Genomic DNA, 25,889 nt, shown 5'->3' with positions numbered 1-25,889 from the left:
GATGTATATTTTAAAATTTCTCTTATTTCATTTTTTATGATAATGAAATTTTTGTTTCTAGTTAAGTAACTAAAAAAACTAATAATTAATTAAATTCATTATAGTGAACCACCGTATTGGGCCTAATGATATTCAATACTATTAACCCGCGTCATATTGCCATCTGACAGATTTTTAAATTTCTGGCAAATGAAATAGTTGCTGAAACGGTTTTAGTTCACAGATATTTCCCCCGTGCTAATTCAATCAATTTCCATTGATAAAGATCAACTTATTTAAAAATACAACATTACAAACTATTAACAGAAACCACTCTTTTTATAGGGATATGCCCGTTGTTAATCTCGGGCATGTGAACAATAGAATAATAATACAGGGGAAAAAAACATGCTTTCCCAGCATGGCGTTAACCGTCGTGATTTTATGAAGCTTTGTGCCGCATTGGCGGCCACCATGGGTCTCAGCAGCAAGGCTGCCGCTGAAATTGCCAACACCGTCAGTTCGCCTCAGCGCCCGCCAGTTATCTGGATTGGCGCTCAGGAGTGTACCGGTTGTACTGAATCACTGTTACGTTCAACTCACCCGACCATTGAGAACCTGCTGTTGAGTGTTATCTCAATGGAGTATCACGAAGTGCTCTCTGCTGCTTTTGGTGAGCAAGCGGAGGAGAATAAACACCGGGCCATCGAGCAGTACAAAGGAAAATATGTGCTGGTGGTGGATGGGTCGATTCCACTGAAAGACGGTGGAATTTACTGCATGGTGGCGGGTAAACCTATTGTCGAGCATATCCGTGAAGCCGCAGAACATGCGGCGGCGATTATTGCTATTGGTTCCTGTTCCGCCTGGGGCGGTGTGCCAGCGACCGGTGGGAACCCGACTGGTGCGGTGAGTTTGCAAGCGGCGCTACCGGGTAAAACCGTGATAAATATCCCCGGCTGTCCACCCAATCCTCATAATTTTCTGGCAACAGTGGCCCATATCATTACCTTCGGGCGGCCACCGGCATTGGACAGCAAAAACCGTCCGACCTTTGCTTATGGCCGCTTGATCCATGAAAACTGCGAGCGCCGACCACACTTTGATGCGGGCCGTTTTGCCCGTCAGTTTGGCGATGAAGGTCATCGGCAGGGCTGGTGCCTTTATCATCTCGGCTGCAAAGGGCCGGAGACCTACGGCAACTGCCCGACACTGGAGTTCTGCGATGTTGGCGGTGGCATCTGGCCGGTGGGGATTGGGCACCCTTGCTATGGCTGTAATGAAGAAGGGATTGGCTTCACCAAGGGCATCGCCCAACTGGCGAATGTTGAGAACCCGACACCGCGTGCTGAAAAACCCCTGATTCATAATCCGGAAGGCGGCGAGATTTCGACGACCGCGACGGCACTACTGGGCGGCGTGGTGGGATTGGTCGCCGGTGTCAGCCTGATGACGGTACGTGAACTGGGGCGGCAACAGAAGCAGCGCCGCAAAGATGACGATCACTCATCGCGGGAGGAATAGCCGTGAACCGACGTCACTTTTTCAAACTAGCCTCCGGCGGCGTGCTGTTGGCGGGGCTTTCCCCCAGCAGCAAAGCTGAGGTACAAAATCGACCACCGATCCCCGGTGCGCTGGGCATGTTGTATGACTCCACGTTATGTGTTGGTTGTCAGGCCTGCGTGAGCAAATGTCAGCAGGTCAATCATAGTGAGATCTATGCCAGCGGTGATGCGCTTTGGGCGGATAATGACAAACTCAGCCCCTATACCAACAATATCATTCAGGTCTGGACCAGCGGCGCGGGCATTCATAAAGATCAATTGGAAGACGGCTACGCCTATATCAAAAAGCAATGCATGCACTGCGTTGATCCCAACTGTGTTTCCGTCTGCCCGGTTAGTGCGCTGCGCAAAGATGCTAAAACCGGCATTGTTCACTATGACCCGGATGTCTGCACCGGTTGCCGCTACTGCATGGTCGGCTGCCCGTTCAATGTGCCGAAATACGATTATCACAACCCGTTTGGCAAGATTCATAAATGTGAATTGTGCAATCAGAAGGGCGTCGAGCGGCTTGATAAAGGCGGCTTACCCAGTTGTGTCGAGGTCTGTCCGACCGGTGCGGTGATATTCGGCACCCGCGAGGAGTTATTATCCGAGGCGCAGCGACGGTTGATGCTGAAACCGGGCGAGAATTACCGCTTCCCGCGCCAAACACTCAGCGCCAATGACACCTACGAGCATCCGGTTGCCCACTATGACCCGCATGTTTATGGCGAGAAAGAGGGCGGCGGCACTCAGGTATTGGTGCTGGCTGGAATTCCGACCGAGAAACTTGATTTGCCCCCTCTGGCAGAACTGGCGACTGGCGCGCGTTCTGAGCATGTCCAGCACACCTTGTACAAAGGCATGATCCTGCCGCTGGCGGTATTGGCGGGGGTGACCGCGTTGGTGCATCGCAATACCCGCGATGAGCGCCAAGACAGCGATACTGACCAGCACGATAAAAAGGACGGCCATGATGACGATGCATAAATCCAGTCCACTGGGTGGGCGGCTGGTCAGTTGGCCGGTGATGCTGTTAGCGCCTTTTGTCGTGCTGTGCGCGCTGTTGATTGTCAAACGTTTGGTGCTGGGCTTGGGGTCGGTCAGTGACTTGAATGGCGGCTTCCCGTGGGGGATCTGGATTGCTTTCGACTTACTGGTCGGCACCGGTTTGGCGTGCGGCGGCTGGGCATTGGCCTGGGCGGTTTATGTGTTCAATCGGGGCGAATATCACCCGCTGGTGCGCCCGGCGCTACTCGCCAGTTTGTTTGGTTACGCGCTCGGTGGGCTTTCCATCACCATAGACGTGGGCCGTTACTGGAACTTGCCTTACTTCTTTATTCCCGGCCATTTCAACGTCAATTCGGTGCTATTCGAAACCGCCGTCTGTATGACCATTTATATCGGCGTGATGGCCGTGGAGTTTGCTCCGGCGCTGTTTGAACGGTTGGGGTGGAAAGTTTCGCTGAAGCGGCTGAACAAAGTGATGTTTTTTGTTATCGCGCTCGGTGCACTGTTGCCGACCATGCATCAGTCTTCAATGGGATCATTAATGATCGCCGCCGGTGCCAAGATCCACCCGTTATGGCAAAGCTACGAGATGTTGCCGCTGTTCTCCCTACTGACCGCCGCCATTTTGGGCTTCTCGATTGTTATTTTCGAAGGCTCGCTGGTACAGGCTGGATTACGGGGACGGGGAGCCAATGAAGCGCCATTATTCACACGATTAACCACCATCATCGACGTCTTTTTACTGCTGTTTATCCTGCTACGTCTCGGTGAAGTTATGGTGCGCCATAAGACGGAATATCTGTGGCATTTTGACCGCTATGCTATCGCTTTCTGGGCTGAAATTGTCCTGATGGCCTTGCCACTGCTGATCTTCCGTATTCGGCGGGCCAGAGAAGATAGCCGGTTACTGTTTATCGGGGCGCTGTGCATGATAAGTGGTGGGGCGCTATGGCGGCTCAATTACTCACTCTTAGCCTTCAACCCCGGCGGCGGCTATAACTATTTTCCCACCACCAGTGAAATCCTGATCTCCATCGGCTTCGTTGCCATTGAGGTCTGTGCCTACATTTTATTGATTCGACTGTTGCCGGTGCTTCCTGCTCACGGACAGTTACATAAGAATAATCAGACAGAGGTAAAGCATGAGCCAACGCATCACCATTGATCCCGTCACCCGTATTGAGGGGCACCTGCGGATCGACTGCGAAATTGAGGACGGCAAAGTCATTAAAGCCTGGTCCTCCGGCACCATGTGGCGTGGCATGGAAGAAATTTTACAAGGCAATGATCCGCGCGATGCCTGGATGATTGTGCAGCGCATTTGCGGCGTCTGCACCACCATTCACGCCATTGCTTCGGTGCGGGCGGTGGAAAATGCATTAGGGATGGAAGTGCCGGTTAATGCTCAGCATATCCGTAACTTGATTCTGGCCGCACACAGCATTCACGACCATATCGTGCATTTCTATCAACTCTCGGCACTGGATTGGGTGGATGTCACCTCGGCGCTGCAAGCCTCCCCGCAAAAAGCGGCCGCGATGCTGAGTGGGTTGTCCAGTTGGCCGTTGAACAGTGCAGAAGAATTTACTCGTGTGCAGCAGAAAATCAAAGAGTTGGTCGCCAGCGGGCAGTTAGGTATTTTTGCCAATGGCTATTGGGGCCATCCGGCGATGGCATTGCCGCCAGAGGTCAATTTGATTGCGGTGGCGCATTATCTGCAAGCACTGGAGTGCCAGCGCGATGCTAACCGTATTGTGGCGGTGCTCGGCGGTAAAACACCGCATATTCAGAATCTGGCAGTGGGCGGGGTTGCCAACCCCATTAATCTGGATATGCCAAGTGTGCTCAATCTGGAACGCCTGATGTTGGTGAAATCCTTTATTGACCGGCTGGGCAGCTTTATTGAGCAGGTTTATAAGGTCGATACAGCGGTGATCGCTGCTCACTATCCGAACTGGCTCAATCTGGGCAAAGGGGCGGATTACTACCTTAGCGTGCCGGAGCTGCCAACCGATCGTAAAGGGGAAACCTTCCTGTTGCCGGGGGGATATCTGGCAAAGGGGTCTTTCCGCCCGATTGCCAATCACAATGATCCGTATTTGATCAAAGGTATCGCCGAGAGCGGCAAACACGCCTGGTATCAGGACGACGAACCGCTGGCCCCGTGGGAGGGGAAAACCAACCCGAATTACACCGGCTGGCAGGAAGACGGCAAATATTCGTGGGTAAAAGCGCCCACTTTCTACGGCAAAACAGTGGAAGTGGGGCCGCTGGCGTGGCTGATGTGCGGGCTGGCCGCCGGACATGCGCCGACTAAACAGCATTTCACTGACATCGGTGCGGCTTACCAAAAACTGAGCGGGCAGGCCATTACCGCCGAACAGTTGCCATCGACTCTGGGGCGCATTATTGGCCGTGCGGTGCATTGCTGTGTGCTGCATGAAACCCTGGCCCAGCAATGGACGGCGCTGGTCACCAATATTGGTACTGGTGATGTCGAAACCTTTATCAAGCCGGACATCCCTTTGAATGGCGAAATCCGTGGTGTGGGCTTTGAAGAAGCGCCGCGCGGCATGTTGTCGCACTGGGTGGTTATCAAGGATGGCAAAATCGCCAACTATCAGGCGGTGGTGCCATCAACCTGGAACGCTGGCCCACGCAATTATAACGATGAGCCGGGGCCATACGAGCAAGCGCTGGTGGGGACACCGGTTGCCGATCCGGCCAAACCACTCGAAGTGGTGCGGACCATTCACTCATTCGACCCGTGTATGTCCTGTGCTGTACATATTGTTGATACAACGGGCAACGAAGTGACCAAAGTCAAGGTGCTGTGATGGGGATTTTGGTATTAGGTATAGGCAATTTATTACTCAGCGATGAAGCTGTCGGTGTGCGAATTGTTGAAGCGCTGGAGCAGCGCTTTCACATCCCACCGGAGCTTGACGTGCTGGATGGTGGCACGGCTGGGCTGGAACTGATGGATGCTATGGCGAATCGCGAGCATTTGATTGTGGCTGATGCGGTGCTGACCGGACAACCACCGGGTAGTGTTGCGGTACTGCGCGATAAAGAGATCCCGGCGATGTTTAGCCGCAAAGTGTCACCGCATCAGTTGGGGTTGTGTGATGTGCTGATGGCACTGCAATTGACCGATGAGTTCCCGCGCCAGCTCACTCTGGTGGGGGTGGTGCCCGAATCACTGGCACCGAATATCGGCCTGACGCCGACGGTCACGCGGGCCATAGAGCCAGCGCTGGAACAGATTCTGGCGGCATTACAAGCCAGTGGGATCATACTCAAGGCACGAGAAGAAAGTCATGTCTGATGTTATTGCCGGTCATGAACAAAACCCAGCGGCATTGCTGGAACAGGTTTTCGGCCAGGTGGCTGCCGAGGAAATGCGCGGCTTGCCCTTTTACCGTGACCACATTCCGTTGCGCGCCTGCGGATTTCAGTTATTTGAGCAGCAATGGATTGGCGCGTTATTGACCCCGTGGATGCTGAGTTTAGTGGTATTACCGGGGCCGCGGCAGAGCTGGCAACGTCGTGCGGTGGGGGAACGCCTGATGCTGGCACTTCCTTGCGGCACGATTGGTTTTACTGTTAGCGAAATTGCCGGTTGCGGCCAGTATTTGAGCCGCTCATTGATGTCACCGCTGGACAGCTCGCTTAGTGCCGAACGGGCATTACAACTGGCGGAGCAAAGTGCGCGTATGGCGCTCTCACTGCCGGTGGTGGATGTCGATGCTCCCGCCAATCCGCAGCGGCGGGCGTTGTTTAACAAAGTTAGCCAAATAAAGAATCAGCATGCATGAAATCAGTTTGTGTCTCAGCGCGCTGGAGTTGATTGAAAAACAGGCGCGGCTTAACGGTGCTACACGGATAACTGCGGTCTGGCTGGAAATTGGTGCGCTCTCCTGTATTGAAGAGAGTGCCCTACGCTTCAGTTTTGAGGCCGCCAGCCGCCAAACACTGGCAGAAAATTGCCAATTGCATCTCAGCTACTTGCCCGCAGCGGCCTGGTGCTGGGAGTGCAGCAACAGTGTTGCCATTGAGCGGCATGATGCCGGGTGCCCGCATTGCGGCAGCCATGCTCTGCAAGTAGAGAGTGGCAGCAATTTGCAGGTGAAACAGATAGAAGTGGAATAATTCTGAAGGAGTGAATTCCTATGTGTACGACTTGTGGTTGCGCCAGCGGCGAGAGAAAGATCGAGGGCGACGACCATCATCAACATGATGATCACCACCACGATCATCACCACCATGACCAGCACGAAAGTGATGCCCCGATGCAAAAGATTCAGCATAAACATAAACACAAATATGTTGCCAAGGGGACACAGCCGGTGATTGTTCACCACCACTACTATTACCATCAGGGTGATGTTCACCATCACTATCATGGCAAAGCATCTGAACCGATGGCGACCCCAGAACCCGATGACACAGACGCCCCCGCCGTCGAGTCTTTCACCCCACAAGTTAATGCTGACCAGCAAGGGCTGCATTATGGGCAGGGTGAAGCCGGTAGCCATGCTCCGGGCATGGGGCAGCGCCGTTTGTTGCAAATCGAGCAAGATGTGCTGAGCAAAAATAATCAGTTAGCCAGCCATAACCGCGAGCATTTTGTCGAGCAACATATTCTGGCGCTGAATTTGGTTTCCAGCCCCGGCTCCGGCAAAACCACACTGTTGACCACCACTTTGCAGCTACTGGCTGGGCAAGTGCCTTGCGCGGTGATTGAAGGTGATCAGCAAACGACTCATGATGCCGAACGCATTCGCGCCACCGGTGTCCCGGCGATTCAGGTCAATACCGGTAAAGGCTGTCATCTGGATGCGCAGATGGTGCATGATGCCGCGCACCGCCTGAATCTCAGCCATGACAGCCTGTTGTTTATTGAGAACGTTGGTAATTTGGTGTGTCCGGCCAGCTTTGATCTCGGCGAGCGGCATAAAGTGGCGGTGCTTTCAGTGACGGAAGGCGAAGATAAGCCGCTGAAATATCCCCATATGTTTGCCGCTTCCACACTGATGATTATCAATAAAATCGACCTGCTACCCTATCTGGATTTTGATCTTGAGCAGTGCATTAATTATGCCCGTCAGGTGAATCCTGACATTCAGGTGATTGCGCTGTCAGCCAGTAGTGGCGAGGGAATGGAGCTGTGGCTTGAATGGCTGGAGGCACAGCGATGTGCTTAGGCGTACCCGGCAAAATAGTCGCGGTGGGGGAAGATATCCATCAACTGGCATGGGTGGAAGTGAGCGGTGTCAAACGTGAAATCAATATCGCGTTGGTGTGCGACGAGTCACCGTCTGACCTGCTCGGCCAATGGGTATTGGTACATGTCGGGTTTGCTATGAGCTTGCTTGATGAAGAAGAAGCCCAGCAAACACTGGCGGCATTAGCCCATATGCAAGCCGTTGGGCTGGATCTGGATGATGTCGCCAGCGAGGCTAATGATGCGCTACGTTGATGAATTCCGCGATCCGACACTGGTCAGTGCATTATTACAGCGGATCGAAAACTTACTGCCACAACTTGCCGATCAACAACGCTTGCCGCTGCAAATTATGGAAGTATGTGGCGGCCACACGCACGCGATCTTCAAATTTGGTCTGGATCAACTGCTGCCAGACGGTTTGGAGTTTGTTCACGGGCCAGGTTGCCCGGTGTGTGTATTGCCGATGGGCCGTATCGACAGTTGTCTGGAAATTGCCGCTCACCCACAGGTGATTTTCTGCACTTACGGCGACGCCATGCGGGTGCCGGGGCGCAACGGCTCAATGCTGGATGCCAAGCGGCGCGGGGCAGATATTCGTGTGGTTTACTCGCCGCTGGATGCCCTGACGTTGGCACAGCACCATCCTGATCGCCAAGTGGTATTTTTCGGCCTCGGTTTTGAAACCACCATGCCCGCCACGGCCTTAACACTACAACAAGCCAAACGGCTGGGGCTGACCAACTTCACGGTGTTCTGCCAGCACATCACTATCATTCCTACCTTGCGCAGCCTGCTACAACAACCCGATGTGCGCATTGACGGTTTCCTCGCCCCCGGCCATGTCAGCATGGTGATTGGCACTACGCCATACGACTTTATATGCAGCCAATTCAATAAACCGCTGGTGGTCACCGGCTTTGAGCCGCTGGATATTTTGCAAGGGCTGGTGATGCTGCTGGAGCAGATGGTCAGAGGGCACTGTGCGGTGGAAAACCAATATCGGCGCATTGTACCCGACAGCGGCAACCTGCTAGCGCAACAGGCGCTGACCGAGGTATTTGTCACCAAAGAGCGCAGCGAGTGGCGTGGATTGGGCGAAATCGCCGATTCCGGTGTACAGCTTAGTTCTGCTTATCAGGTGTTTGATGCTGAGCGGCGTTTCACCCCGCAGCAGCAACGAGTGGCCGATGATCCGCGATCCCGTTGCGGCGACGTATTGACCGGGCGTTGCAAACCGGATCAATGCCCACTGTTTGGTAGCGAATGTACGCCAGATAATGCATTTGGGGCGCTGATGGTTTCCTCCGAAGGGGCTTGCTCTGCCTATCATCGCTACAAATAAGGCTACAACATAATGAATAAACAAGAGATTACCCTGGCACACGGCAGTGGCGGGCGGGCAATGCAGAGCTTGATCGAATCTCTGTTTTTGGCGGCGTTTTCTAATCCGGCACTGAATGAGCGCGAAGATCAGGCGCGTATTGCGCTGGCGGATCTGGTTGCACAGGGGGATCGACTGGCGGTATCGACCGACAGCTATGTGATTGATCCTATTTTCTTTCCCGGCGGCGATATCGGCAAACTGGCGGTGTGCGGCACGGCCAATGATGTGGCGGTGAGTGGCGCGACTCCGCGTTATCTTTCCTGCGGCTTTATTCTGGAAGAAGGCCTGCCGATGGCTGCTCTGGAGCGCATTGTGCACTCAATGGCGGCCACCGCACAGCAAGCGGGCATTCAGATAGTCACCGGCGATACCAAAGTTGTTCAGCGCGGCGCGGCTGATAAGATCTTTATCAATACCACCGGCATCGGCGTGATCCCAGCAGATATCCAGTGGGGAACGGCGATGATCCGTGCCGGCGATCGGATCGTTGTCAGCGGTACCTTAGGCGATCATGGTGCCACTATTTTAAATCTACGCGAAGGTTTGGGGCTGGAGGCTGAACTAAGCAGTGATTGCGCGCTGCTGGCACCGTTGATTGCGCCACTACGCCATATTGCTGGTGTGCGAGCGCTGCGTGATGCCACTCGTGGTGGGGTTACGGCAATTCTGCACGAATTCGCCGCCGCCAGCGGCTGTGGCATGGAAATCAACGAAGCGGATTTACCCTTAAAACCGGCGGTACGCGGCATTTGCGAATTACTGGGGCTGGATGCGCTCAACTTTGCCAATGAGGGCAAACTGGTTCTGGTAGTCTCACCTGAGGCGCAAAATGCTGTTTTAGCTGAATTACAGCGTCATCCACTCGGCCGTGATGCCGCCGTTATCGGGCAGGTGACCGAGAATAAACAGGTGCGATTATGCGGCGCATTTGGCGTTTCACGTAAACTGGATTTGCCGTTGGATGAGCCGTTACCTCGAATCTGCTGATCCCATTTGTCCTTGAAACCGCAGGGGTGTTAGCTGCGTTCACGCACCCGAATCACTGACTTGTGTCAGCTCATCGGGATTTGCTTACTTGCTGCCTACCTGCAACTCCAATGACTTTTGGGATCCGATTTGTCCTCGAAGTGGCAGGCGATTAACCAGTTGATAGGCGGGGAAATGTGCCGAATGGCTCGTAGCGACGTAAGTCGCCGGAGCGCCCATCGGTGCCGTCGCCCCGCGATCTCCAAGCTATAAAACAGGCTGCTGGCAGCCTGGCGAAGGAGTTTTTGTGGATAAAAACGGTCTCAGTTTGCGGATAAAAGGTAAGGTGCAAGGGGTGGGTTTTCGCCCCTATATCTGGCAACTTGCCCACCGTTTTGGCCTGCAAGGGGATGTCAGTAACGACAGCACTGGGGTGATAGTTCACCTATGGCAAGCCCCGGCGGTAGCGGATTTTTTACAAGCATTGCCACAAGATTGCCCACCATTGGCGCACATTGATAGCATTGATACTATGCCATACCACTGGGGGCAGCCGCCGCTGGATTTTGTGATTCAGCACAGCGGGGCCGGGCAGATGGACACCCAAATTGTGCCGGATGCCGCGACTTGTGATGCTTGCCTGAGTGAAATGAATAACCCCGCCAACCGCCGCTACCATTATCCTTTTATCAACTGCACCCATTGCGGCCCACGTTTTACTATTATCCAGCGCATGCCGTATGACCGCCCTTTTACCGCCATGAGCAAGTTCCCGTTGTGTGCGGCTTGTCAGGCTGAATATGACCACCCCGCAGACCGTCGTTTTCATGCCCAGCCCAATGCCTGCGCGAATTGTGGCCCGCAACTGTGGCTAACGGGAGCTGATGGACAGACCATGGCTCAGGGTTTCTCCGCGCTAGAACAAGCCGCTGCGGCACTATTGGCAGGCGAAATCGTGGCTGTCAAAGGGCTGGGTGGTTTTCATCTGGCGGTGGATGCCACCAATGCTGTCGCCGTGGCTCGCTTGCGCGAGCGTAAACATCGGCCGTCCAAGCCGCTGGCGGTAATGTTACCGGATGCCGATTGGCTGCAAAGCTGTGTATCAAGTGCTGATCATGCTGCGTTGCTCGGTTTGCTACGCAGCCCGGCCGCGCCGATAGTTCTGGTGGCAAAGCAGCCGGAAAGCCCACTTTGTGCGGCGGTCGCGCCCGATTTACCCGAAATTGGCGTGATGCTGCCTGCTAACCCGCTGCAACATTTGCTGCTGCAACAGGTGGCACGCCCGTTGGTGATGACCTCCGGCAATGGCAGAGGCAAGCCGCCTGCCCTGAGTAATCAACAGGCCCTGAGTGCCTTGAGTGAAATTGCCGACCACTGGCTGCTGCACGATAGGGAAATCGTGCAACGCGCAGACGACTCATTGGTGCGCCTGACGCCGCGTGGGGCTGAAATGCTGCGCCGCGCCAGAGGTTATGTACCAGATGCTTTCGAGTTGCCGCCGGGGTTTAGTCAGCAACCGGCCATTCTGGCGCTGGGGGCGGATATGAAAAATACCTTTTGCTTGCTGCGCGACAGCAATGCGGTGCTAAGCCAGCATTTGGGGGATCTGGAAGATCGCGATATTGCGCAGCAACAACAGCAGTTACTCGCGCTGTTTTGCGATATTTATCATTTTACCCCGCAGGCGGTGGTGGTGGATGCGCACCCCGCTTATGTCAGTCACCAATTTGGTCGAGAATGGGCGGCGCAGCACAACATTCCCTGCGTGGAAGTGTTGCATCATCATGCTCATTTAGCGGCTTGCCTGGCAGAACATGGTTGGTCGCGCCAAGCTGGAGAGGTAATAGGCCTGGCGTTGGATGGATTGGGATATGGCGCAGAAGGGAAGCTTTGGGGCGGCGAATGCCTACGAGTGGATTATGTTAATTGTGAATACGTTGGCGGTTTGCCTGCGGTGGCCTTACCCGGCGGGGATCTGGCCTCGCGCCAGCCGTGGCGCAATTTATTGGCGCAGTTTCAGCGCTTTGTACCGAATTGGCAAAACTTGCCCGAAGCCGCGGCTATCCCCCAACCGCAGGGTGAGGTACTGGTGCGTGCGATTACGCGCGGCATTAATGCGCCATTAGCTTCATCGGCGGGGCGACTATTTGATGCGGTAGCGGCGGCGCTAAATATTGTGCCGCAAGCCATCAGCTGGGAGGGCGAGGCGGCTTGTCTATTGGAAGCACTGGCATGGCAAAGTCCCCGAACAGTTCCACCCGTGACTATGCCACTGCGCGATAATCAATTGGACTTGGCGACCTTCTGGCGGCAATGGCTGGCTTTTGATGCTGCACCCGCTGAGCGAGCTTATGCTTTCCACTTTGCTCTCGCGCAGGGCTTTGCGGCTTTGGCCCGACAAGCAGCACAGCGCTTTGGCATTGAAACTATTGCATTTTCTGGTGGGGTACTGCATAACCGATTGCTACGTGAATTACTCAGCGAACAATTGCACGATTTCCAACTATTGATGCCCCAGCGCCTGCCAGCCGGTGATGGTGGTCTGGCGCTGGGGCAAGCATTAATAGCGGCTGCGCGCAGTTGATCAGGGAGTAATATCAAACTACTGCAACAGAAAGGTCGCCTTGTTAGAGTCGGGGCGACCAAAAGTGGCTATTGGAGGATTATTTGATGGATTTATTCCCAGATGCACTGGCTACCGCTTGCCTGCAACAATTTCGCGCCGCGCCGCCATTGGTGCATTGCCTGACCAACGAAGTGGTGCAGTCATTTACAGCCAATGTATTGCTTGCGTTGGGGGCCTTCCCTGCGATGGTGGTAGAGCCGCAAGAGGCGGCGCAATTCAGTGCGATGGCGAACAGTTTGCTTATTAATATTGGCACGTTGCACCGAGCGCGAGCAGAGTCGATGCTGAGCGCGATAACCGCAGCTAATCAAGCGGACACGCCATGGGTACTTGATCCGGTTGCTGTGGGTGGTCTGGCATATCGCACTGATTTTGCCCACCATTTACTTACCTTAAAACCGGCGGCTATACGTGGAAATGCCTCAGAGATCATGGCATTGAGTGGTATGGCAACCATGGGGCGCGGTGTTGATAGTGTCGATACGTCACTGGCGGCATTACCGGCCGCTCGCCAGTTGGCACAGCGTACCCAGACAGTGGTTGCGGTGACTGGTGAGGTGGATTACATCACTGATGGTCAGCGCGATGTTGCGGTGACCGGTGGCGATAAGCTAATGACTCGTGTGGTAGGAACCGGCTGCGCGCTGTCTGCGGTGGTGGCGGCGTTTTGTGCGCTGGAAGGCGATCGTTTGCACCATGTTGCGACGGCTTGCCGAATTATGTCGCAGGTCGGGGGGCAAGTATCTCAACGCGTTGCAGGGCCGGGGAGTTTTGTGCCAGCATTCCTTGACGGCCTTTATCAATTGGAAACCCTTACGTATTAAGTCTCGGCTGATTTTATTTCCAGATTAAAATTAATAATGAGCCTCTTGGGAGGCTTTTCATTATTTAAATAATATTCAGCAAATGTTTTGCTATGGTTTAAAATTTGAATGGAGAGCACTGTCATTCTTTTGTCTTCCTGGTCTTTTTCTACATCCCTGTTTTTTAGTTCCTTAATAAACATATAGGAAAATACAATGGCCATTCTGAATAGTTATAAAATAGCGGCATTATTTGCCATCGGGATATTTGTGGCGGGGTGCACTTCACAAGTGACAACTAGCGCGCAATACTCAGGTTTTATTAGTGATTATAGTAAGTTAAAAGAAACTGAATCAGCGAGTGGCCAAAAAATATTACGTTGGGTCTCCCCTGATTTTGATGTTAAAAAATACACCGGTATTTATTATACGCCACTAGTTTATTACCCGAGCTCTACACCGACTCATCGAGTGAATCAGAAAACATTAGATGACATACTGGCTTATGCGAATAAAAGACTTAAAGAAGCTGTTAGCCACCAATTGCCGTTAGTCAATTCTCCGAAAAGACGGAATACACTGATTGTTCGGGCGGCCATTACTGCGGTTTCCGCCGAAGATAAAAATCTTGAAGTCTATGAGATGGTACCTATCGCTGCTGTTATTGCCGGAACTATGGCAGCCAGTGGTAATAGGGCACAGCAAACCGCACTTTACCTGGAAGTACAGGTTATCGATTCTAATACCGGCAAACCGGTTATTGTCGTGGTGCGCAAAGCCTATGGTAAGGAAGTGAGTAACAGTGGCGAACCAATTACCGCCGAAGAAGTAAAAAGTACAATAGATGGATTGGTCTACGACATTATTAATTTCAGGGCTAAAAGCCAGCCCGCTTCATAAAATACCCATTGCCGCTCAGCCCCAGAGATCAATTAATCTGGTGGCTGAGCGGTACCTGGTGAAACGCTACTCGCTGTAACCTGCCTGATGAGTAATATTTAATAGCTCGGTTAATTTCATCGGCTTACCTAGCAGATAACCCTGAATTTCATCGCACTTAAGCGCTTGTAGATGCTCAAGTTGTTCAGCGGTTTCGACCCCCTCGGCGGTGACCGTCATTGATAGCGCGTGGCCGAGATTAATAATGCCTTCAACAATTGATTGCCCCTCATGGGATTGCGTCAGTTCATCAATAAAGCTCTTATCTATTTTCAGCCCATCGAATGGGAAGCGGCGCAGGTAATTCAATGAAGAGTATCCGGTCCCAAAATCATCCATGGATAAACGCACACCAAGGGCTTTCAAGGCCGTCATGGTTTTAAATGCCCCATCGGCATCTTCAATCATTATCCGTTCGGTGATTTCCAATTCCAGTCGATGGCTCGGTAGCCCAGTCAATAACAGAACTTGTCGCACCCGTTCGATCAGGCGTTGGCTTCTGAATTCAATGGCAGAAATATTGACTGAAATAATCAGTGATGCCGGCCAGGCAGCGGCGTCCTGACAGGCTTGCAGCATCGTCCAGTCACTGATGGCAGTGATCAGCCCGGTTTCCTCTGCCAGAGCAATAAATTGATCTGGCATCAGCAACCCTAAAACTGGGTGGTTCCAGCGTACCAGAGCTTCGGCACCCGTCAGTTTTGTGCCTTCAATACGATAGCGTGGCTGATAATAAAGACTGAATTCATTATGTTTAACGGCATGGCGTAAAAAACGCTCCAGTTCACTGCGCTGCATCAGGCGGTCATTCATTTCGCTGGAATAGAAACTCCAGCGGTTACGACCGCTATTTTTGGCTGCATACATTGCAATATCGGCAAAACGCAACAGTTCCTCGGCTTGCATTGAGTCCTGCGGTGCCAAGGCAATTCCGATGCTGGCACCGATAAAAATCTCCTGATTATTAATCATGTATGGGCTTTCGATACGGGCAATAACACGGGCGCAGAGCTGCTCAATTTCTTTGGTGGAAGAAAGCCCGGTAATAATCAGAATAAACTCATCTCCTCCCTGACGAGCCACTAAATCCTGATCGCGCAAACAGCTTCTCAGACGTTCAGACACCTGATGTAGTACCTGATCACCGGTAACATGACCAAAGGTATCGTTAACCGGTTTAAACTTATCCAGGTCAACATTGAGGATCACTAATGGATGCGGTGCGGCGGCCAGATTGCGCAGTTTATTTTCTAAAAACTCTTTCATACGCAGGCGGTTAGGTAAACCGGTCAGCGCGTCATGCAGCGACAGGTGTTGGATTCGCTCTTGTGCTTCTATCTCTCGGGTAATATCCGAAGCGGTACCACGAAAACCCACTGTTTGGTCATTTTTGATGATGGGTTTGGCATAAATCCGACAAATACGTTTGTCGCCTTTGGCTGAGAAATAGGTGCATTGCAGCTCATTGCGCGATTCCGTCAGGTGGGTATATTGCAGCCAGGAGCGTAGTGGAATCACGTCACAATTTAACAGTGAGTCGAGATTGCGACCCAGCCAACGTTCAACACTTAGCCCGGTAATGGTTAAAAATCGCTGGGACAGATAAGTGATGCGCAGGTCGGCATCAGTTTCCCATAACCAATCAGTGGCCGCCTCAGCGACGTGACGAAAGCGCTCTTCACTGGCGATTAACGCTGCTTTATTTTCATCAGCGATACGCGCTTCAGACATCGCCCGCCGTAGCACCAGCCAGCCACTCAGTCCGAGAATCAAAGCAACCAGCGCCAGCAGTGGGAGCAAAATATTGAGTAATTGCACCCCCGGCATATTTTGGTTCCAGTGCAGGGTTAGCACACTGTTATCATTAGGCGATAATTGCATTGAGGGGCTGGAAGCTGCATCTTTTTCATTTCGGGGAATACGCAGTTGATCAATACCGTAACTCTCTCCCAGCGCTTTTAGCTCAGATTGCGTCAATAAGTTGGCAAAGACTAAAACAGAAGGTGGGCCAGCGATGGACTTAACGCGTGGGTCATTGCCGGTGGTTAATGCGGCGGCGGCAATAATGGCAGGCAGCCCGTCAACATTGATAATTTCTGTCGCGGCATATTCGGTTTCCGTCTGATCGCGTACCGAATTAACAAATGGCGTAATATCTTCGTGGAGCCAATCTTGCAGTCGGGTATTGACCCATTGCCCATTGATGACGGAATAACGGGTTTCTCCTTGCCCATCAATAACAAAAATACCTTCATAGCCAAAGTTTTTATAAAGTGACGGCCCCAAATTCTGGCTGACAAAGGCCCAGTCAGGGTCTACCGTAACATGCAGATGTTGATAGGCATCGCCCCAAAAAGCATTATCTTTTATTCTGGCTTTCATGGATTTCTGGCGCAGCTCCCAGGCTTTTTCCACCAGAAAACGGCTTTGGGATACCGCTTGTTCATTTAATTGTGATGCGATGTAGATAATACCTGCCGCGGCGATAATAATCGTTGCCCCAACTAACAATGCCATGGTTTGCAAAGTCCGTTTGGCAAAGAAAACATTTTCCCCTCTTGCCCGCGGTTCTGGCGGGGTGGAGTTTGTCATAGTGAGTTCCTTTATACCCGTCATTGTTCAAATCTGCTCCAGACCGATTAACCTCTTGCTCGTTGTAGCTTCCGGTAGCTGGAAATCTCTGGGCGTACTTATTAAATATCGGTTTAATCCACAGGAAATGAAGGCTCTGGGGCAATATAAACTAACATAACTCCGCCGAGTTATTATTTGAGCTTAGAATAATATGGTGTTTTCTTGCTTTTTTTCTATCGAAAATGAATAAGAGTAAAGCCAAACTGACGGTTTACCTTTCCTCTTCACTGTGCGATGAGTCTATTCGATGCAACTGAGATGATTTAGGCATCTGCCAGCAATATGAATTTTTGTCGCAAGACGTTAAAGTGGCTTCAGATTATTATTAGTAAAGCTAAGCTTTTTACACCCTATCCAAACTAGTTATCCCGCCGAGAGTAAGGAATAAATGACCATGTTTATACTAAATTGGGTTCGTGACACGATAATGCTTAACGTGCAGCGAACCCTGTGTGCTCGGTGCGATTATCTGCCCGTATATGCTGTTGTATTAATGCTGAGTATCAGCACACAAAGTGCGTTTGCAGCAGCACCTTTACCCGCGGTGACAGTTGCCGTCGTGACCTCGGCAACGCCAGATACTGCGTTGCAGTTTCTCGGTCGGGTAGAAGCTATTCAGGCGGTGGATGTCACCACCCGAACCGAAGGGTTTATTGCCGCCAGATTGTTTACTGAAGGCCAGATGGTCAAGCAGGGGGATCTCCTGTATGAAATTGATCCTGCTTTGCATCAGGCTTCTGTGACTCAGGCACAGGCCCAATTAGACAGCGCAACTGCCAGTGCTAACCATGCGCAGGTGAATCTCACCCGCATACAGCGTTTGGGTAATAACCGCTCGGTCAGTCAGGCTGAAGTCGATGAAGCGCAGGCGCAGCGAGATATCAGCCGAGCGGCGGTGGCTCAGGCGCAAGCAAACTTGCAGATTCAACAACTGCAACTCAGTTTTACCCGTATTTATGCCCCGATCACTGGCCAAATTGGTCACAGCCGCTTTAATGTTGGCAGTTTGATTAACCCAGCCAGTGGCACCTTGGTGAGCATTGTGCAACTTGATCCTATTCGGGTGGCTATAGCGGTAAATGAAAGAGATTACATCACTGCCACCTATCAGTTATCCGCGACGGGTACAGCCTCTGCCAGCGACAACAGCGCACTGGCATTTGAGCATTTCACTCCGCGTATTCAACTGGCAAATGGTAAGCAATATCCAGAAAGCGGTGTTTTTGAATCTGTTGATAATCAAATTGATAAAGAGACCGGCACTGTGACGATTCGCACCCGTTTTGACAACCCACGGCATTTATTGCTGCCCGGTGGTGTGGTGAATGTCTCGCTGGCGGCGGAAACCGCAAAAGCCGTTACCGCCATCCCGATTGCAGCATTGCAACAAAATAAGCAGGGCCATTTTGTGTTGGTCGTGACAGATAAAGATCAGGTTGAAGTGCGGCCGGTTACCCTCGGCGAGCAGTTTGAACAGCAATATGCAGTGAAAGATGGGCTGAAAGTGGGCGAGCGCGTGATTGTATCGGGGTTACAGCATGTCCGACCTGGTATGACAGTGAGCGCCAGTGTTGCCACGCCGCTGACTGCGAACTAAGGGGAAGGACAGATGCTGCATTTCTTTATTCGTCGTCCCAAGTTCGCCATTGTTATTGCGTTAGTGATAACCATTGTTGGCTGGGTGTCACTACATGTGATTCCGGTCGAGCAATATCCGGATATCACGCCGCCGGTGGTGTCGGTCAGCGCGGTTTATCCGGGGGCCAGTGCCCGCGATGTGGCGCAAGCTATTGCGTCGCCGCTGGAGGCTCAGGTCAATGGTGTCAGCAATATGCTGTATATGGAGTCCACCAGTGGCAATAACGGTAGCTATCAACTAAGCATCACTTTTGCCAGCGGCACCGATCCGGATATGGCGGCGGTGGAAGTGCAAAACCGTATTTCTCAGGTGAGCGCTCAGCTCCCGGCTGAAGTAAATGAAAACGGTATTTCAGTGCGCAAACGCGCTTCTAACCTGCTATTGGGCGTGAGTGTCTTTTCGCCGAAACAGACTCATGACGCTTTGTTTGTGAGCAACTACACCAGCATACAGTTGCGTGATGCTATTGCGCGTATCAATGGTGTGGGTGATGTACAGGTGTTTGGTGCGCGTGATTACAGCATGCGCGTGTGGTTGAATCCGCAACGCATGGAATCGCTGAATGTTAGCGTGCAGGACATTGTAGCGGCATTACAACAGCAGAACGTGCAGGCGGCTGCCGGGCAGATTGGCTCGTCGCCGTCGATGCCAGGCCAGCAGCAAACCCTGACCATTAGCGGGCAAGGGCGGCTGAATGACCCACAGGAATTTGCCAATGTCATTATTCGCAGCAATCCCCAAGGAGGTATGATTCGGCTGGGTGATGTTGCACGGGTGGCGCTTGGTGCACAAAACTATCAGGTTAGTGCGGCACAAAACCAGACTGAATCAGCCTTTTTGGTGGTTTATCCGGTACCCGGTGCCAATGCGTTAAATGTGGCAAATGGCGTGCGGGATGAGATGGCTCGCCTGTCGGCCTCTTTTCCTCCCGATCTGACCTATGAAATCAACTACGACTCCACTTTGCCGGTTACGGCAACTCTGCATGAAATCGCGCTTTCACTGACGTTGACGCTGATTGTGGTGTTAGCGGTGGTGTATCTGTTTTTACAAAGTATGCGGGCGACCTTTATTGTCGCACTCACCATTCCGGTTTCGCTGCTGGGTACCTTTGCTGTGCTGTATGTCTTTGGTTATTCAGCGAATACCCTTAGTCTGTTTGCGATTATTTTGGCGCTGACTATCGTGGTGGATGACGCCATTGTGGTGGTTGAAAACGTCGAGCGTTTGCTATCAAATGATCCCAATCTCACTCCAGCGCAAGCAACCAAACAGGCAATGAGTCAGATTGCCGGGCCAATTATTGCCACCACACTGGTGCTGATGGCGGTATTTGTGCCCATTGCTATCTTGCCCGGCATCGTGGGGGAGCTGTATCGACAGTTCGCCGTCACCCTCTCGGCGGCGGTTATTTTGTCCAGTATCAATGCGTTAACCTTAAGCCCCGCACTGTGTGCGGTATTGCTTAAGCGCCGCACGTTATCAACTACCGGCGTGTTTGGCGGGATCAACCGCGGGTTGGACAGTGCCCGTGATGGCTATGTTTCATTAACAGGACGAATCAGTAGTCGCGCAGTATTCAGTATTGCCGCGCTGCTGCTGGTGGGGTTGGCAACCTGGTGGGGCTATACCCGCCTGCCGACCTCATTCTTGCCGGAAGAGGATCAGGGTTATTTCTTTGTCAGTTTGCAACTGCCCGATGGGGCATCTTTGAATCGCACGCAGACGGTAATGGACCAAATGTATCAGCAGGTGACCGCCAACGATGCCGTCGAGGATGTGATAAAAATCACCGGGTTCAGTTTGCTTAGCGGTAATAACTCGCCGAATGCCGGTTTTGCGATTGTGATGCTCAAACCTTGGGGTCAACGACCACATATAGATCAGGTGCTTGCGAATATTCAGTCCAATCTGGCGGCCATTCCCTCCGCGATGATCATGGCGGTTAACCCACCGGCGATTGCCGGTTTGGGCAGTGCTTCGGGCTTTGATTTACGGATTCAAGCCCTGTTGGGGCAAACCCCGCAGGAATTGGCGCAGGTCAGTCAGGGGGTTATTTTTGCTGCCAACCAAGACCCAAAACTGAGCCGGGTGTTTACCACATTTAGTGCTTCAGTACCTGAAACCAATCTGAGTATTGACCGCGATCGTGCCGCGTTATTACAGGTGCCAGTCAGTCGTATTTTCCAGACGTTACAGACCTCACTTGGGGGGATGAATGCTGGTGACTTCACCCTCAATAACCGTATGTTCCGAGTGCAATTGCAAAATGATATGGATTTCCGTCAGCGTACTGCGCAGATCAATAGTTTGAATGTGCGCAGTGATAACGGCGCATTGGTCAGTTTAGCGAATCTGGTCACTCTGACCCCCTCAGTTGGCGCGCCGTTTATCAGCAATTTTAACCAGTTCCCCTCGGTAGCGATTAGCGGGTCTGCGGCTGATGGGGCCAGTTCTGGGCAGGCAATGGCGGCGATGGAGGCGCTATTAGCACAGAATTTACCGCAAGGTTACAGCTATAGCTGGAGTGGGATGTCATGGCAAGAGCAGCAAACTGGCGGTCAGGTAGTGTTTATTTATCTGGCGGCGTTAGTGTTCGCTTACTTGTTCCTGGTGGCCCAGTATGAGAGCTGGAGTATACCGCTGGTGGTGATCCTCTCGGTGGTATTTGCGGTGGGTGGTGCGGTCGCCGGATTGTCAGCGATGGGCTTTGCTAATGATGTGTATGCACAAATTGGATTGGTGCTCTTGATAGGGCTGGCGGCCAAAAATGCGATATTAATTGTCGAATTCTCCAAAGCCCGGCGGGAAGAGGGCGCGACGATTGCACAGGCGGCACAAGACGGTGCCAAACAGCGTTTCCGCGCGGTGATGATGACCGCAATCTCGTTTATCCTCGGCGTAATGCCGTTGGTGTTTGCCAGTGGTGCCGGGGCAATGAGCCGTCAGATTATTGGTATCACCGTGTTTGGCGGCATGTTAATGGCTACCGCTGTTGGAATTTTATTTATTCCGGCCCTGTATCTGCATATTCAGCGGTTACGGGAATGGACTAAAACACCTAAGACTCCTTCTGATACTGATCCACAACCGTAACTATTAACTTATGATGCCACCCCACTGCGTGGTGGCATCATGCTGCGACATCTTTGTGCATTTGCCTCTTAAAAGTGCGCACAACTCGAACTTGTTCTCATCATATTGACCTTTCCCATTACATAAAGTGCGGGTATTCCGGCTGGTGAGCGGGTGTTTGTTATTTGGTACAAACCTTGCTTTAGCCATAGACCGCTCTATTACTGTTAAATTGCAGGGATAAGGTCTATGTCACAGGTAAAACAAGTACCGGAATTAAAACGTACATTAGGTAGTTTTCAATTATGGGGTATTGCTGTCGGGTTGGTGATTTCCGGCGAATACTTTGGCTGGAGTTATGGCTGGGCGCAGGCGGGGACGCTAGGGTTTTTGTTCACCGCTTTAGGTGTCGCCGCCATGTATACGGCATTCATCTTCAGTTTTACTGAGCTAACCACTTCGATTCCCCATGCAGGTGGGCCGTTTGCTTATGCTCACCGCGCTTTTGGCCCCACCGGTGGATTTATTGCCGGTCTTGCGACCTTGATTGAGTTCGTTTTTGCGCCGCCAGCAATTGCGATGGCAATTGGTGCTTATATTAACGTCCAATTCCCCGCTATTGACCCTAAATGGGTTGCCGTTGGCGCTTATTTGGTCTTTATGTCACTGAATATTTTGGGTGTCAGTATTGCTGCCACCTTTGAATTATTAGTCACAGTTTTGGCGATTTTTGAATTACTGGTGTTTATGGGCGTGGTTGCACCGGGTTTTGAAGCCAGTAACTTTGTTAAAGGGGGCTGGGCTGGTGCGGATACATTCAGTCTGGGATCAATGTCAGGTATTTTTGCTGCCATTCCTTTTGCTATCTGGTTCTTCCTGGCGATTGAAGGGGCTTCGATGGCTGCTGAAGAAGCCAAGGACCCACAGCGCACTATTCCGCGTGCTTTCATCTGCGGCATTTTGACATTAGTGGTGCTGGCACTGGGTGTTATGGTCTTTGCTGGTGGGGTCGGTGACTGGACTAAGCTGTCGAATATTAATGATCCATTACCACAAGCAATGAAAATTATTGTTGGCAGTGACAGTGGCTGGTTGCATATGCTGGTATGGCTTGGGCTATTTGGCCTGATAGCCTCTTTCCACGGCATTATCATGGGGTATTCACGCCAAATTTTTGCCCTGGCTCGCGCCGGGTATTTGCCTAAGCCTTTGGCAACCGTCAATCGGCGTTTCCGTACTCCTCATCTGGCGATTCTGGCCGGTGGAGTGGTAGGTATCGCGGCGATTTTCTCGGATTCATTGATAGTCATTGGTGGCATGCCACTCACCGCAAATATCGTTACTATGTCGGTATTTGGTGCCATCGTGATGTATATCACCTCGATGTTGTCATTATTTAAATTACGGCAAACAGAGCCTGCTTTAACGCGTCCTTTCTCCGCGCCACTTTATCCATTCGCCCCCGCACTAGCATTGGTACTGGCGGTGGTCTGTCTGGTGGCTATGATCTATTACAACCCTCTGTTGGCGCTGATATTCGCTGGAATGATGTTGGCCGGTTATGTTTATTTCCGTCTGACCCATCGTTCACGCGCCGCTGCCGCATTTGATCCACAGTTGAGTGGTGCAGAGTGATATAGACATAAATATAGGCTGCTGTCGCAGCCTGATGAGCTAAAGGACGCGTTATGTATCAGACAACATTGGGCCATCACACCTATCACTTTGATGATTTACGGGATTTAATGGCGAAATCTTCACCTGCGCGTTCAGGGGATTATCTGGCGGGTGTGGCAGCAGAAACGGCGGAAGAACGCATGGCTGCCCGCATGGCATTGGCCGATTTACCATTAAAAACGTTTTTGCAGCAAATGCTCATTCCTTATGAACAGGATGAAGTTACGCGACTCATTATTGATAGCCATGACTCGCAATCTTTCGCCCCGATTGCTCATCTGACTGTCGGGGATTTTCGTGATTGGTTGCTCAGCGAGCAAGCTGACAGTGTAATGCTGGCACAAGTTAGCGCAGGCATCACTCCGGAGATGGCGGCGGCAGTCAGTAAAATTATGCGCAATCAGGATTTGATTCTGGTGGCGAAGAAATGCCATGTTATTACGCGATTTCGCAATACTATTGGCCTTCCAGGGCATTTGAGTGTGCGACTACAGCCCAATCACCCGACTGACAGCTTACAAGGCATTGCGGCCAGTATGCTCGATGGGCTGCTGTATGGCAGTGGTGATGCCGTGATTGGCATTAATCCGGCCAGTGACAGTTTGCCGTTGCTGGAAAAACTGAATTATATGCTCGACGATGTTATCAATCGCTTTGAGATCCCCACTCAGTCTTGCGTTTTAACGCACGTCACCAACACCCTTAAGCTGATTGAACGCGGCACTCCAGTTGATTTGGTCTTTCAGTCCATTGCGGGCAGTGAGGCTGCAAATGCCGGTTTTGGTATCAATCTCGCGTTGTTGGAAGAAGCACAACTTGCTGCACTGAGCCTAAAGCGCGGCACTGTCGGCGACAATGTGATGTATTTTGAAACCGGGCAGGGCAGTTGCCTCTCTGGTAATGCTCATTTTGGCGTGGATCAGCAAACCTGTGAGGCCCGCGCTTATGCGATTGCGCGCCGTTTCTCTCCATTATTGACTAATACCGTGGTCGGATTTATCGGGCCGGAATATCTCTATGACGGCAAACAGATTATTCGTGCCGGTTTAGAAGACCATTTTTGTGGCAAATTACTGGGCGTTCCACTCGGCTGTGATGTTTGCTATACCAACCACGCAGAAGCGGATCAGGATGATATGGATACCTTACTGACGCTGCTTGGGACGGCGGGATTAACCTTTATGATGGGTATCCCTGGGGCTGATGACATTATGCTGAATTATCAAAGTACGTCCTTCCATGATGCGCTGTATATCCGTCAATTACTTGGTTTGAAACATGCTCCCGAGTTTGGTTTGTGGCTGGAAAAAATGAAAATCATGGATACCCAAGGGCGTTTGCGTGATACCACCATTAATCATCCATTATTGGCGCAATTACCCCAGATAGAGGCATTCTGATGAGTAATGATAATAATCATCTGTTGCATCGTAATCCATGGGAGACCCTACGTCAGTTTACTGCTGCCCGTATCGCCCTTGGTCGTACTGGCGCAAGTTTACCGACCCACGAATTGCTGAAGTTTGGTCTGGCTCATGCTCAGGCCCGTGATGCGGTACATCAGCCTTTTATCAGTGAAGATCTTGCCTGCCAGTTAGCCGATTTGGGGCTTCCCACGCTTACCGTCAACAGTGCGGCACCGGAACGATCAACTTATCTGTGCCGCCCTGATTTGGGGCGGAAATTGTCTCAACAAAGCCGTGAGCAATTGTCTGCCTGGCCCGAGAAACAAGCCGATGTTTTATTGGTAATTGGCGACGGTTTATCATCAAAAGCGGTTCACCGACAGGCGATTCCGCTGGTGATAGCTTTGCTGCCATATTTGCAAATACTGGGCTTATCGTTGGCACCGGTGGTGCTGGCTCATCAGTCGCGAGTGGCATTGGGCGATGATGCTGGTGAATGTCTGCAAGCCAAAGCTGTAGTTATGTTGATTGGTGAAAGACCGGGGCTTTCTTCCCCTGACAGTTTGGGGATTTATATCACCTGGGGGCCAAATACCCAGCGGTTAGAGTCTGAACGCAACTGTATCTCCAATATCCGTCCTGAAGGACTGGATTACCCGCAAGCTGCTTTTAAGTTGGCATGGTTGTTAGAGCAATCTTTCCTGCGGCGTTTATCCGGCGTACAACTTAAGGATGAGAGTGATAACCCCGCATTACATAGTCGCATAAGCCCTGCTTATGGGATTACTGTCCGATATGGCATATCCAACTGATTTTTCAAATCAAAATGGCGGAAAATCTCACTCCGCCATTGATTGATAGTTATCAAAAATGCATTCTCAACGATATTAAGTTAATATGTCTAATGATTTCAGGCAGAACCACCCTACGCACATCCTCGTTTCGCAACTATTCTTATAAACATTTCACGAAA

The 25,889-nt window shown here is 51.7% G+C and carries 20 protein-coding genes; 19 read left to right on the top strand and 1 reads right to left on the bottom strand.

Going from position 1 to position 25,889, the window contains the following annotated elements; genetic code table 11:
- The first annotated feature begins 387 nt into the window (after positions 1–387).
- The 14 genes from hybO to HU019_RS08390 all read left to right on the top strand — a co-directional run bounded on the left by hybO (position 388) and on the right by HU019_RS08390 (position 14,446).
- The gene (gene hybO, locus HU019_RS08455; RefSeq protein ID WP_019079071.1) at positions 388–1,503 is read left to right on the top strand and encodes a hydrogenase 2 small subunit; all 1,116 of its coding nucleotides are present in this window, start codon (positions 388–390) and stop codon (positions 1,501–1,503) included.
- A gap of 2 nt (positions 1,504–1,505) precedes the next feature.
- Positions 1,506–2,516, top strand: coding sequence for a hydrogenase 2 operon protein HybA (gene hybA, locus HU019_RS08450; protein WP_174849974.1), 1,011 nt, complete (start codon positions 1,506–1,508; stop codon positions 2,514–2,516).
- The gene (gene hybB, locus HU019_RS08445; protein WP_174849976.1) at positions 2,503–3,702 is read left to right on the top strand and encodes a Ni/Fe-hydrogenase cytochrome b subunit; all 1,200 of its coding nucleotides are present in this window, start codon (positions 2,503–2,505) and stop codon (positions 3,700–3,702) included. Before hybA ends, hybB begins: the two co-directional genes overlap by 14 nt.
- On the top strand, positions 3,680–5,374 hold the full coding sequence (hybC, locus tag HU019_RS08440; RefSeq protein WP_174849973.1) for a hydrogenase 2 large subunit: 1,695 nt from the start codon (positions 3,680–3,682) through the stop codon (positions 5,372–5,374). Before hybB ends, hybC begins: the two co-directional genes overlap by 23 nt.
- The gene (locus HU019_RS08435; protein WP_174849972.1) at positions 5,374–5,865 is read left to right on the top strand and encodes a HyaD/HybD family hydrogenase maturation endopeptidase; all 492 of its coding nucleotides are present in this window, start codon (positions 5,374–5,376) and stop codon (positions 5,863–5,865) included. Before hybC ends, HU019_RS08435 begins: the two co-directional genes overlap by 1 nt.
- On the top strand, positions 5,858–6,355 hold the full coding sequence (gene hybE / locus HU019_RS08430) for a hydrogenase-2 assembly chaperone (protein WP_174849971.1): 498 nt from the start codon (positions 5,858–5,860) through the stop codon (positions 6,353–6,355). Before HU019_RS08435 ends, hybE begins: the two co-directional genes overlap by 8 nt.
- Positions 6,348–6,689 carry a hydrogenase maturation nickel metallochaperone HypA gene (gene hypA, locus HU019_RS08425; RefSeq protein ID WP_174849970.1) on the top strand — a complete coding sequence of 114 codons (342 nt, stop codon included), beginning with the start codon at positions 6,348–6,350 and terminating at the stop codon, positions 6,687–6,689. Before hybE ends, hypA begins: the two co-directional genes overlap by 8 nt.
- A 20-nt stretch (positions 6,690–6,709) precedes the next feature.
- Complete coding sequence (gene hypB / locus HU019_RS08420; RefSeq protein ID WP_174849969.1) at positions 6,710–7,744, top strand: hydrogenase nickel incorporation protein HypB; 1,035 nt, start codon at positions 6,710–6,712, stop codon at positions 7,742–7,744.
- Positions 7,735–8,019 carry a hydrogenase maturation factor HybG gene (hybG, locus tag HU019_RS08415; RefSeq protein WP_005173940.1) on the top strand — a complete coding sequence of 95 codons (285 nt, stop codon included), beginning with the start codon at positions 7,735–7,737 and terminating at the stop codon, positions 8,017–8,019. Before hypB ends, hybG begins: the two co-directional genes overlap by 10 nt.
- A complete protein-coding gene (gene hypD / locus HU019_RS08410) occupies positions 8,006–9,109 on the top strand; it encodes a hydrogenase formation protein HypD (protein ID WP_174849975.1) in 1,104 nt (367 codons plus the stop codon). Before hybG ends, hypD begins: the two co-directional genes overlap by 14 nt.
- Before the next feature lie 12 nt (positions 9,110–9,121).
- A complete protein-coding gene (gene hypE, locus HU019_RS08405) occupies positions 9,122–10,138 on the top strand; it encodes a hydrogenase expression/formation protein HypE (protein ID WP_174849968.1) in 1,017 nt (338 codons plus the stop codon).
- 286 nt (positions 10,139–10,424) lie between these two features.
- The gene (hypF, locus tag HU019_RS08400) at positions 10,425–12,701 is read left to right on the top strand and encodes a carbamoyltransferase HypF (protein WP_174849967.1); all 2,277 of its coding nucleotides are present in this window, start codon (positions 10,425–10,427) and stop codon (positions 12,699–12,701) included.
- A gap of 86 nt (positions 12,702–12,787) precedes the next feature.
- A complete protein-coding gene (gene thiM / locus HU019_RS08395) occupies positions 12,788–13,567 on the top strand; it encodes a hydroxyethylthiazole kinase (RefSeq protein ID WP_174849966.1) in 780 nt (259 codons plus the stop codon).
- A gap of 195 nt (positions 13,568–13,762) precedes the next feature.
- Entirely contained in the window at positions 13,763–14,446 is a 684-nt protein-coding gene (locus HU019_RS08390) for a DUF3313 domain-containing protein (protein ID WP_174849965.1), read from the top strand.
- A gap of 66 nt (positions 14,447–14,512) precedes the next feature.
- On the opposite strand, the gene HU019_RS08385 is transcribed toward HU019_RS08390, so the two are convergent.
- Positions 14,513–17,077 carry a bifunctional diguanylate cyclase/phosphodiesterase gene (locus tag HU019_RS08385; RefSeq protein ID WP_174849964.1) on the bottom strand — a complete coding sequence of 855 codons (2,565 nt, stop codon included), beginning with the start codon at positions 17,075–17,077 and terminating at the stop codon, positions 14,513–14,515.
- 436 nt (positions 17,078–17,513) lie between these two features.
- On the opposite strand from HU019_RS08385, the gene HU019_RS08380 reads away from it, so the two are divergent.
- The 5 genes from HU019_RS08380 to eutC all read left to right on the top strand — a co-directional run bounded on the left by HU019_RS08380 (position 17,514) and on the right by eutC (position 25,728).
- A complete protein-coding gene (locus HU019_RS08380; protein ID WP_174849963.1) occupies positions 17,514–18,716 on the top strand; it encodes an efflux RND transporter periplasmic adaptor subunit in 1,203 nt (400 codons plus the stop codon).
- A gap of 12 nt (positions 18,717–18,728) precedes the next feature.
- Entirely contained in the window at positions 18,729–21,854 is a 3,126-nt protein-coding gene (locus tag HU019_RS08375) for an efflux RND transporter permease subunit (protein WP_174849962.1), read from the top strand.
- Positions 21,855–22,082: 228 nt separating this feature from the next.
- Positions 22,083–23,468 carry an ethanolamine permease gene (eat, locus tag HU019_RS08370; protein WP_050077172.1) on the top strand — a complete coding sequence of 462 codons (1,386 nt, stop codon included), beginning with the start codon at positions 22,083–22,085 and terminating at the stop codon, positions 23,466–23,468.
- Positions 23,469–23,521: 53 nt separating this feature from the next.
- Positions 23,522–24,910, top strand: a complete 1,389-nt coding sequence (locus HU019_RS08365; protein WP_174849961.1) for an ethanolamine ammonia-lyase subunit EutB — start codon at positions 23,522–23,524, stop codon at positions 24,908–24,910.
- A complete protein-coding gene (eutC, locus tag HU019_RS08360) occupies positions 24,910–25,728 on the top strand; it encodes an ethanolamine ammonia-lyase subunit EutC (RefSeq protein WP_174849960.1) in 819 nt (272 codons plus the stop codon). Before HU019_RS08365 ends, eutC begins: the two co-directional genes overlap by 1 nt.
- Positions 25,729–25,889: the final 161 nt, after the last annotated feature.

The organism is Yersinia artesiana (assembly GCF_902726545.1).
Taxonomy (GTDB): domain Bacteria; phylum Pseudomonadota; class Gammaproteobacteria; order Enterobacterales; family Enterobacteriaceae; genus Yersinia; species Yersinia artesiana.
Note: the sequence above shows the minus strand (reverse complement) of the source record. Positions and strands in the feature narration are given on the sequence as shown.

What these genes read in the sequence shown, in the direction of transcription:
- hybO (WP_019079071.1), top strand. Translation starts at nt 388, where the DNA reads ATGCTTTCCCAGCATGGCGTTAACCGTCGTGATTTTATGAAGCTTTGT.
- hybB (WP_174849976.1), top strand. Translation starts at nt 2,503, where the DNA reads ATGACGATGCATAAATCCAGTCCACTGGGTGGGCGGCTGGTCAGTTGG.
- hybC (WP_174849973.1), top strand. Translation starts at nt 3,680, where the DNA reads ATGAGCCAACGCATCACCATTGATCCCGTCACCCGTATTGAGGGGCAC.
- HU019_RS08435 (WP_174849972.1), top strand. Translation starts at nt 5,374, where the DNA reads ATGGGGATTTTGGTATTAGGTATAGGCAATTTATTACTCAGCGATGAA.
- hybE (WP_174849971.1), top strand. Translation starts at nt 5,858, where the DNA reads ATGTCTGATGTTATTGCCGGTCATGAACAAAACCCAGCGGCATTGCTG.
- hypA (WP_174849970.1), top strand. Translation starts at nt 6,348, where the DNA reads ATGCATGAAATCAGTTTGTGTCTCAGCGCGCTGGAGTTGATTGAAAAA.
- hypB (WP_174849969.1), top strand. Translation starts at nt 6,710, where the DNA reads ATGTGTACGACTTGTGGTTGCGCCAGCGGCGAGAGAAAGATCGAGGGC.
- hybG (WP_005173940.1), top strand. Translation starts at nt 7,735, where the DNA reads ATGTGCTTAGGCGTACCCGGCAAAATAGTCGCGGTGGGGGAAGATATC.
- hypD (WP_174849975.1), top strand. Translation starts at nt 8,006, where the DNA reads ATGCGCTACGTTGATGAATTCCGCGATCCGACACTGGTCAGTGCATTA.
- hypE (WP_174849968.1), top strand. Translation starts at nt 9,122, where the DNA reads ATGAATAAACAAGAGATTACCCTGGCACACGGCAGTGGCGGGCGGGCA.
- thiM (WP_174849966.1), top strand. Translation starts at nt 12,788, where the DNA reads ATGGATTTATTCCCAGATGCACTGGCTACCGCTTGCCTGCAACAATTT.
- HU019_RS08390 (WP_174849965.1), top strand. Translation starts at nt 13,763, where the DNA reads ATGGCCATTCTGAATAGTTATAAAATAGCGGCATTATTTGCCATCGGG.
- HU019_RS08385 (WP_174849964.1), bottom strand. Translation starts at nt 17,077, where the DNA reads ATGACAAACTCCACCCCGCCAGAACCGCGGGCAAGAGGGGAAAATGTT.
- HU019_RS08380 (WP_174849963.1), top strand. Translation starts at nt 17,514, where the DNA reads ATGTTTATACTAAATTGGGTTCGTGACACGATAATGCTTAACGTGCAG.
- HU019_RS08375 (WP_174849962.1), top strand. Translation starts at nt 18,729, where the DNA reads ATGCTGCATTTCTTTATTCGTCGTCCCAAGTTCGCCATTGTTATTGCG.
- eat (WP_050077172.1), top strand. Translation starts at nt 22,083, where the DNA reads ATGTCACAGGTAAAACAAGTACCGGAATTAAAACGTACATTAGGTAGT.
- HU019_RS08365 (WP_174849961.1), top strand. Translation starts at nt 23,522, where the DNA reads ATGTATCAGACAACATTGGGCCATCACACCTATCACTTTGATGATTTA.
- eutC (WP_174849960.1), top strand. Translation starts at nt 24,910, where the DNA reads ATGAGTAATGATAATAATCATCTGTTGCATCGTAATCCATGGGAGACC.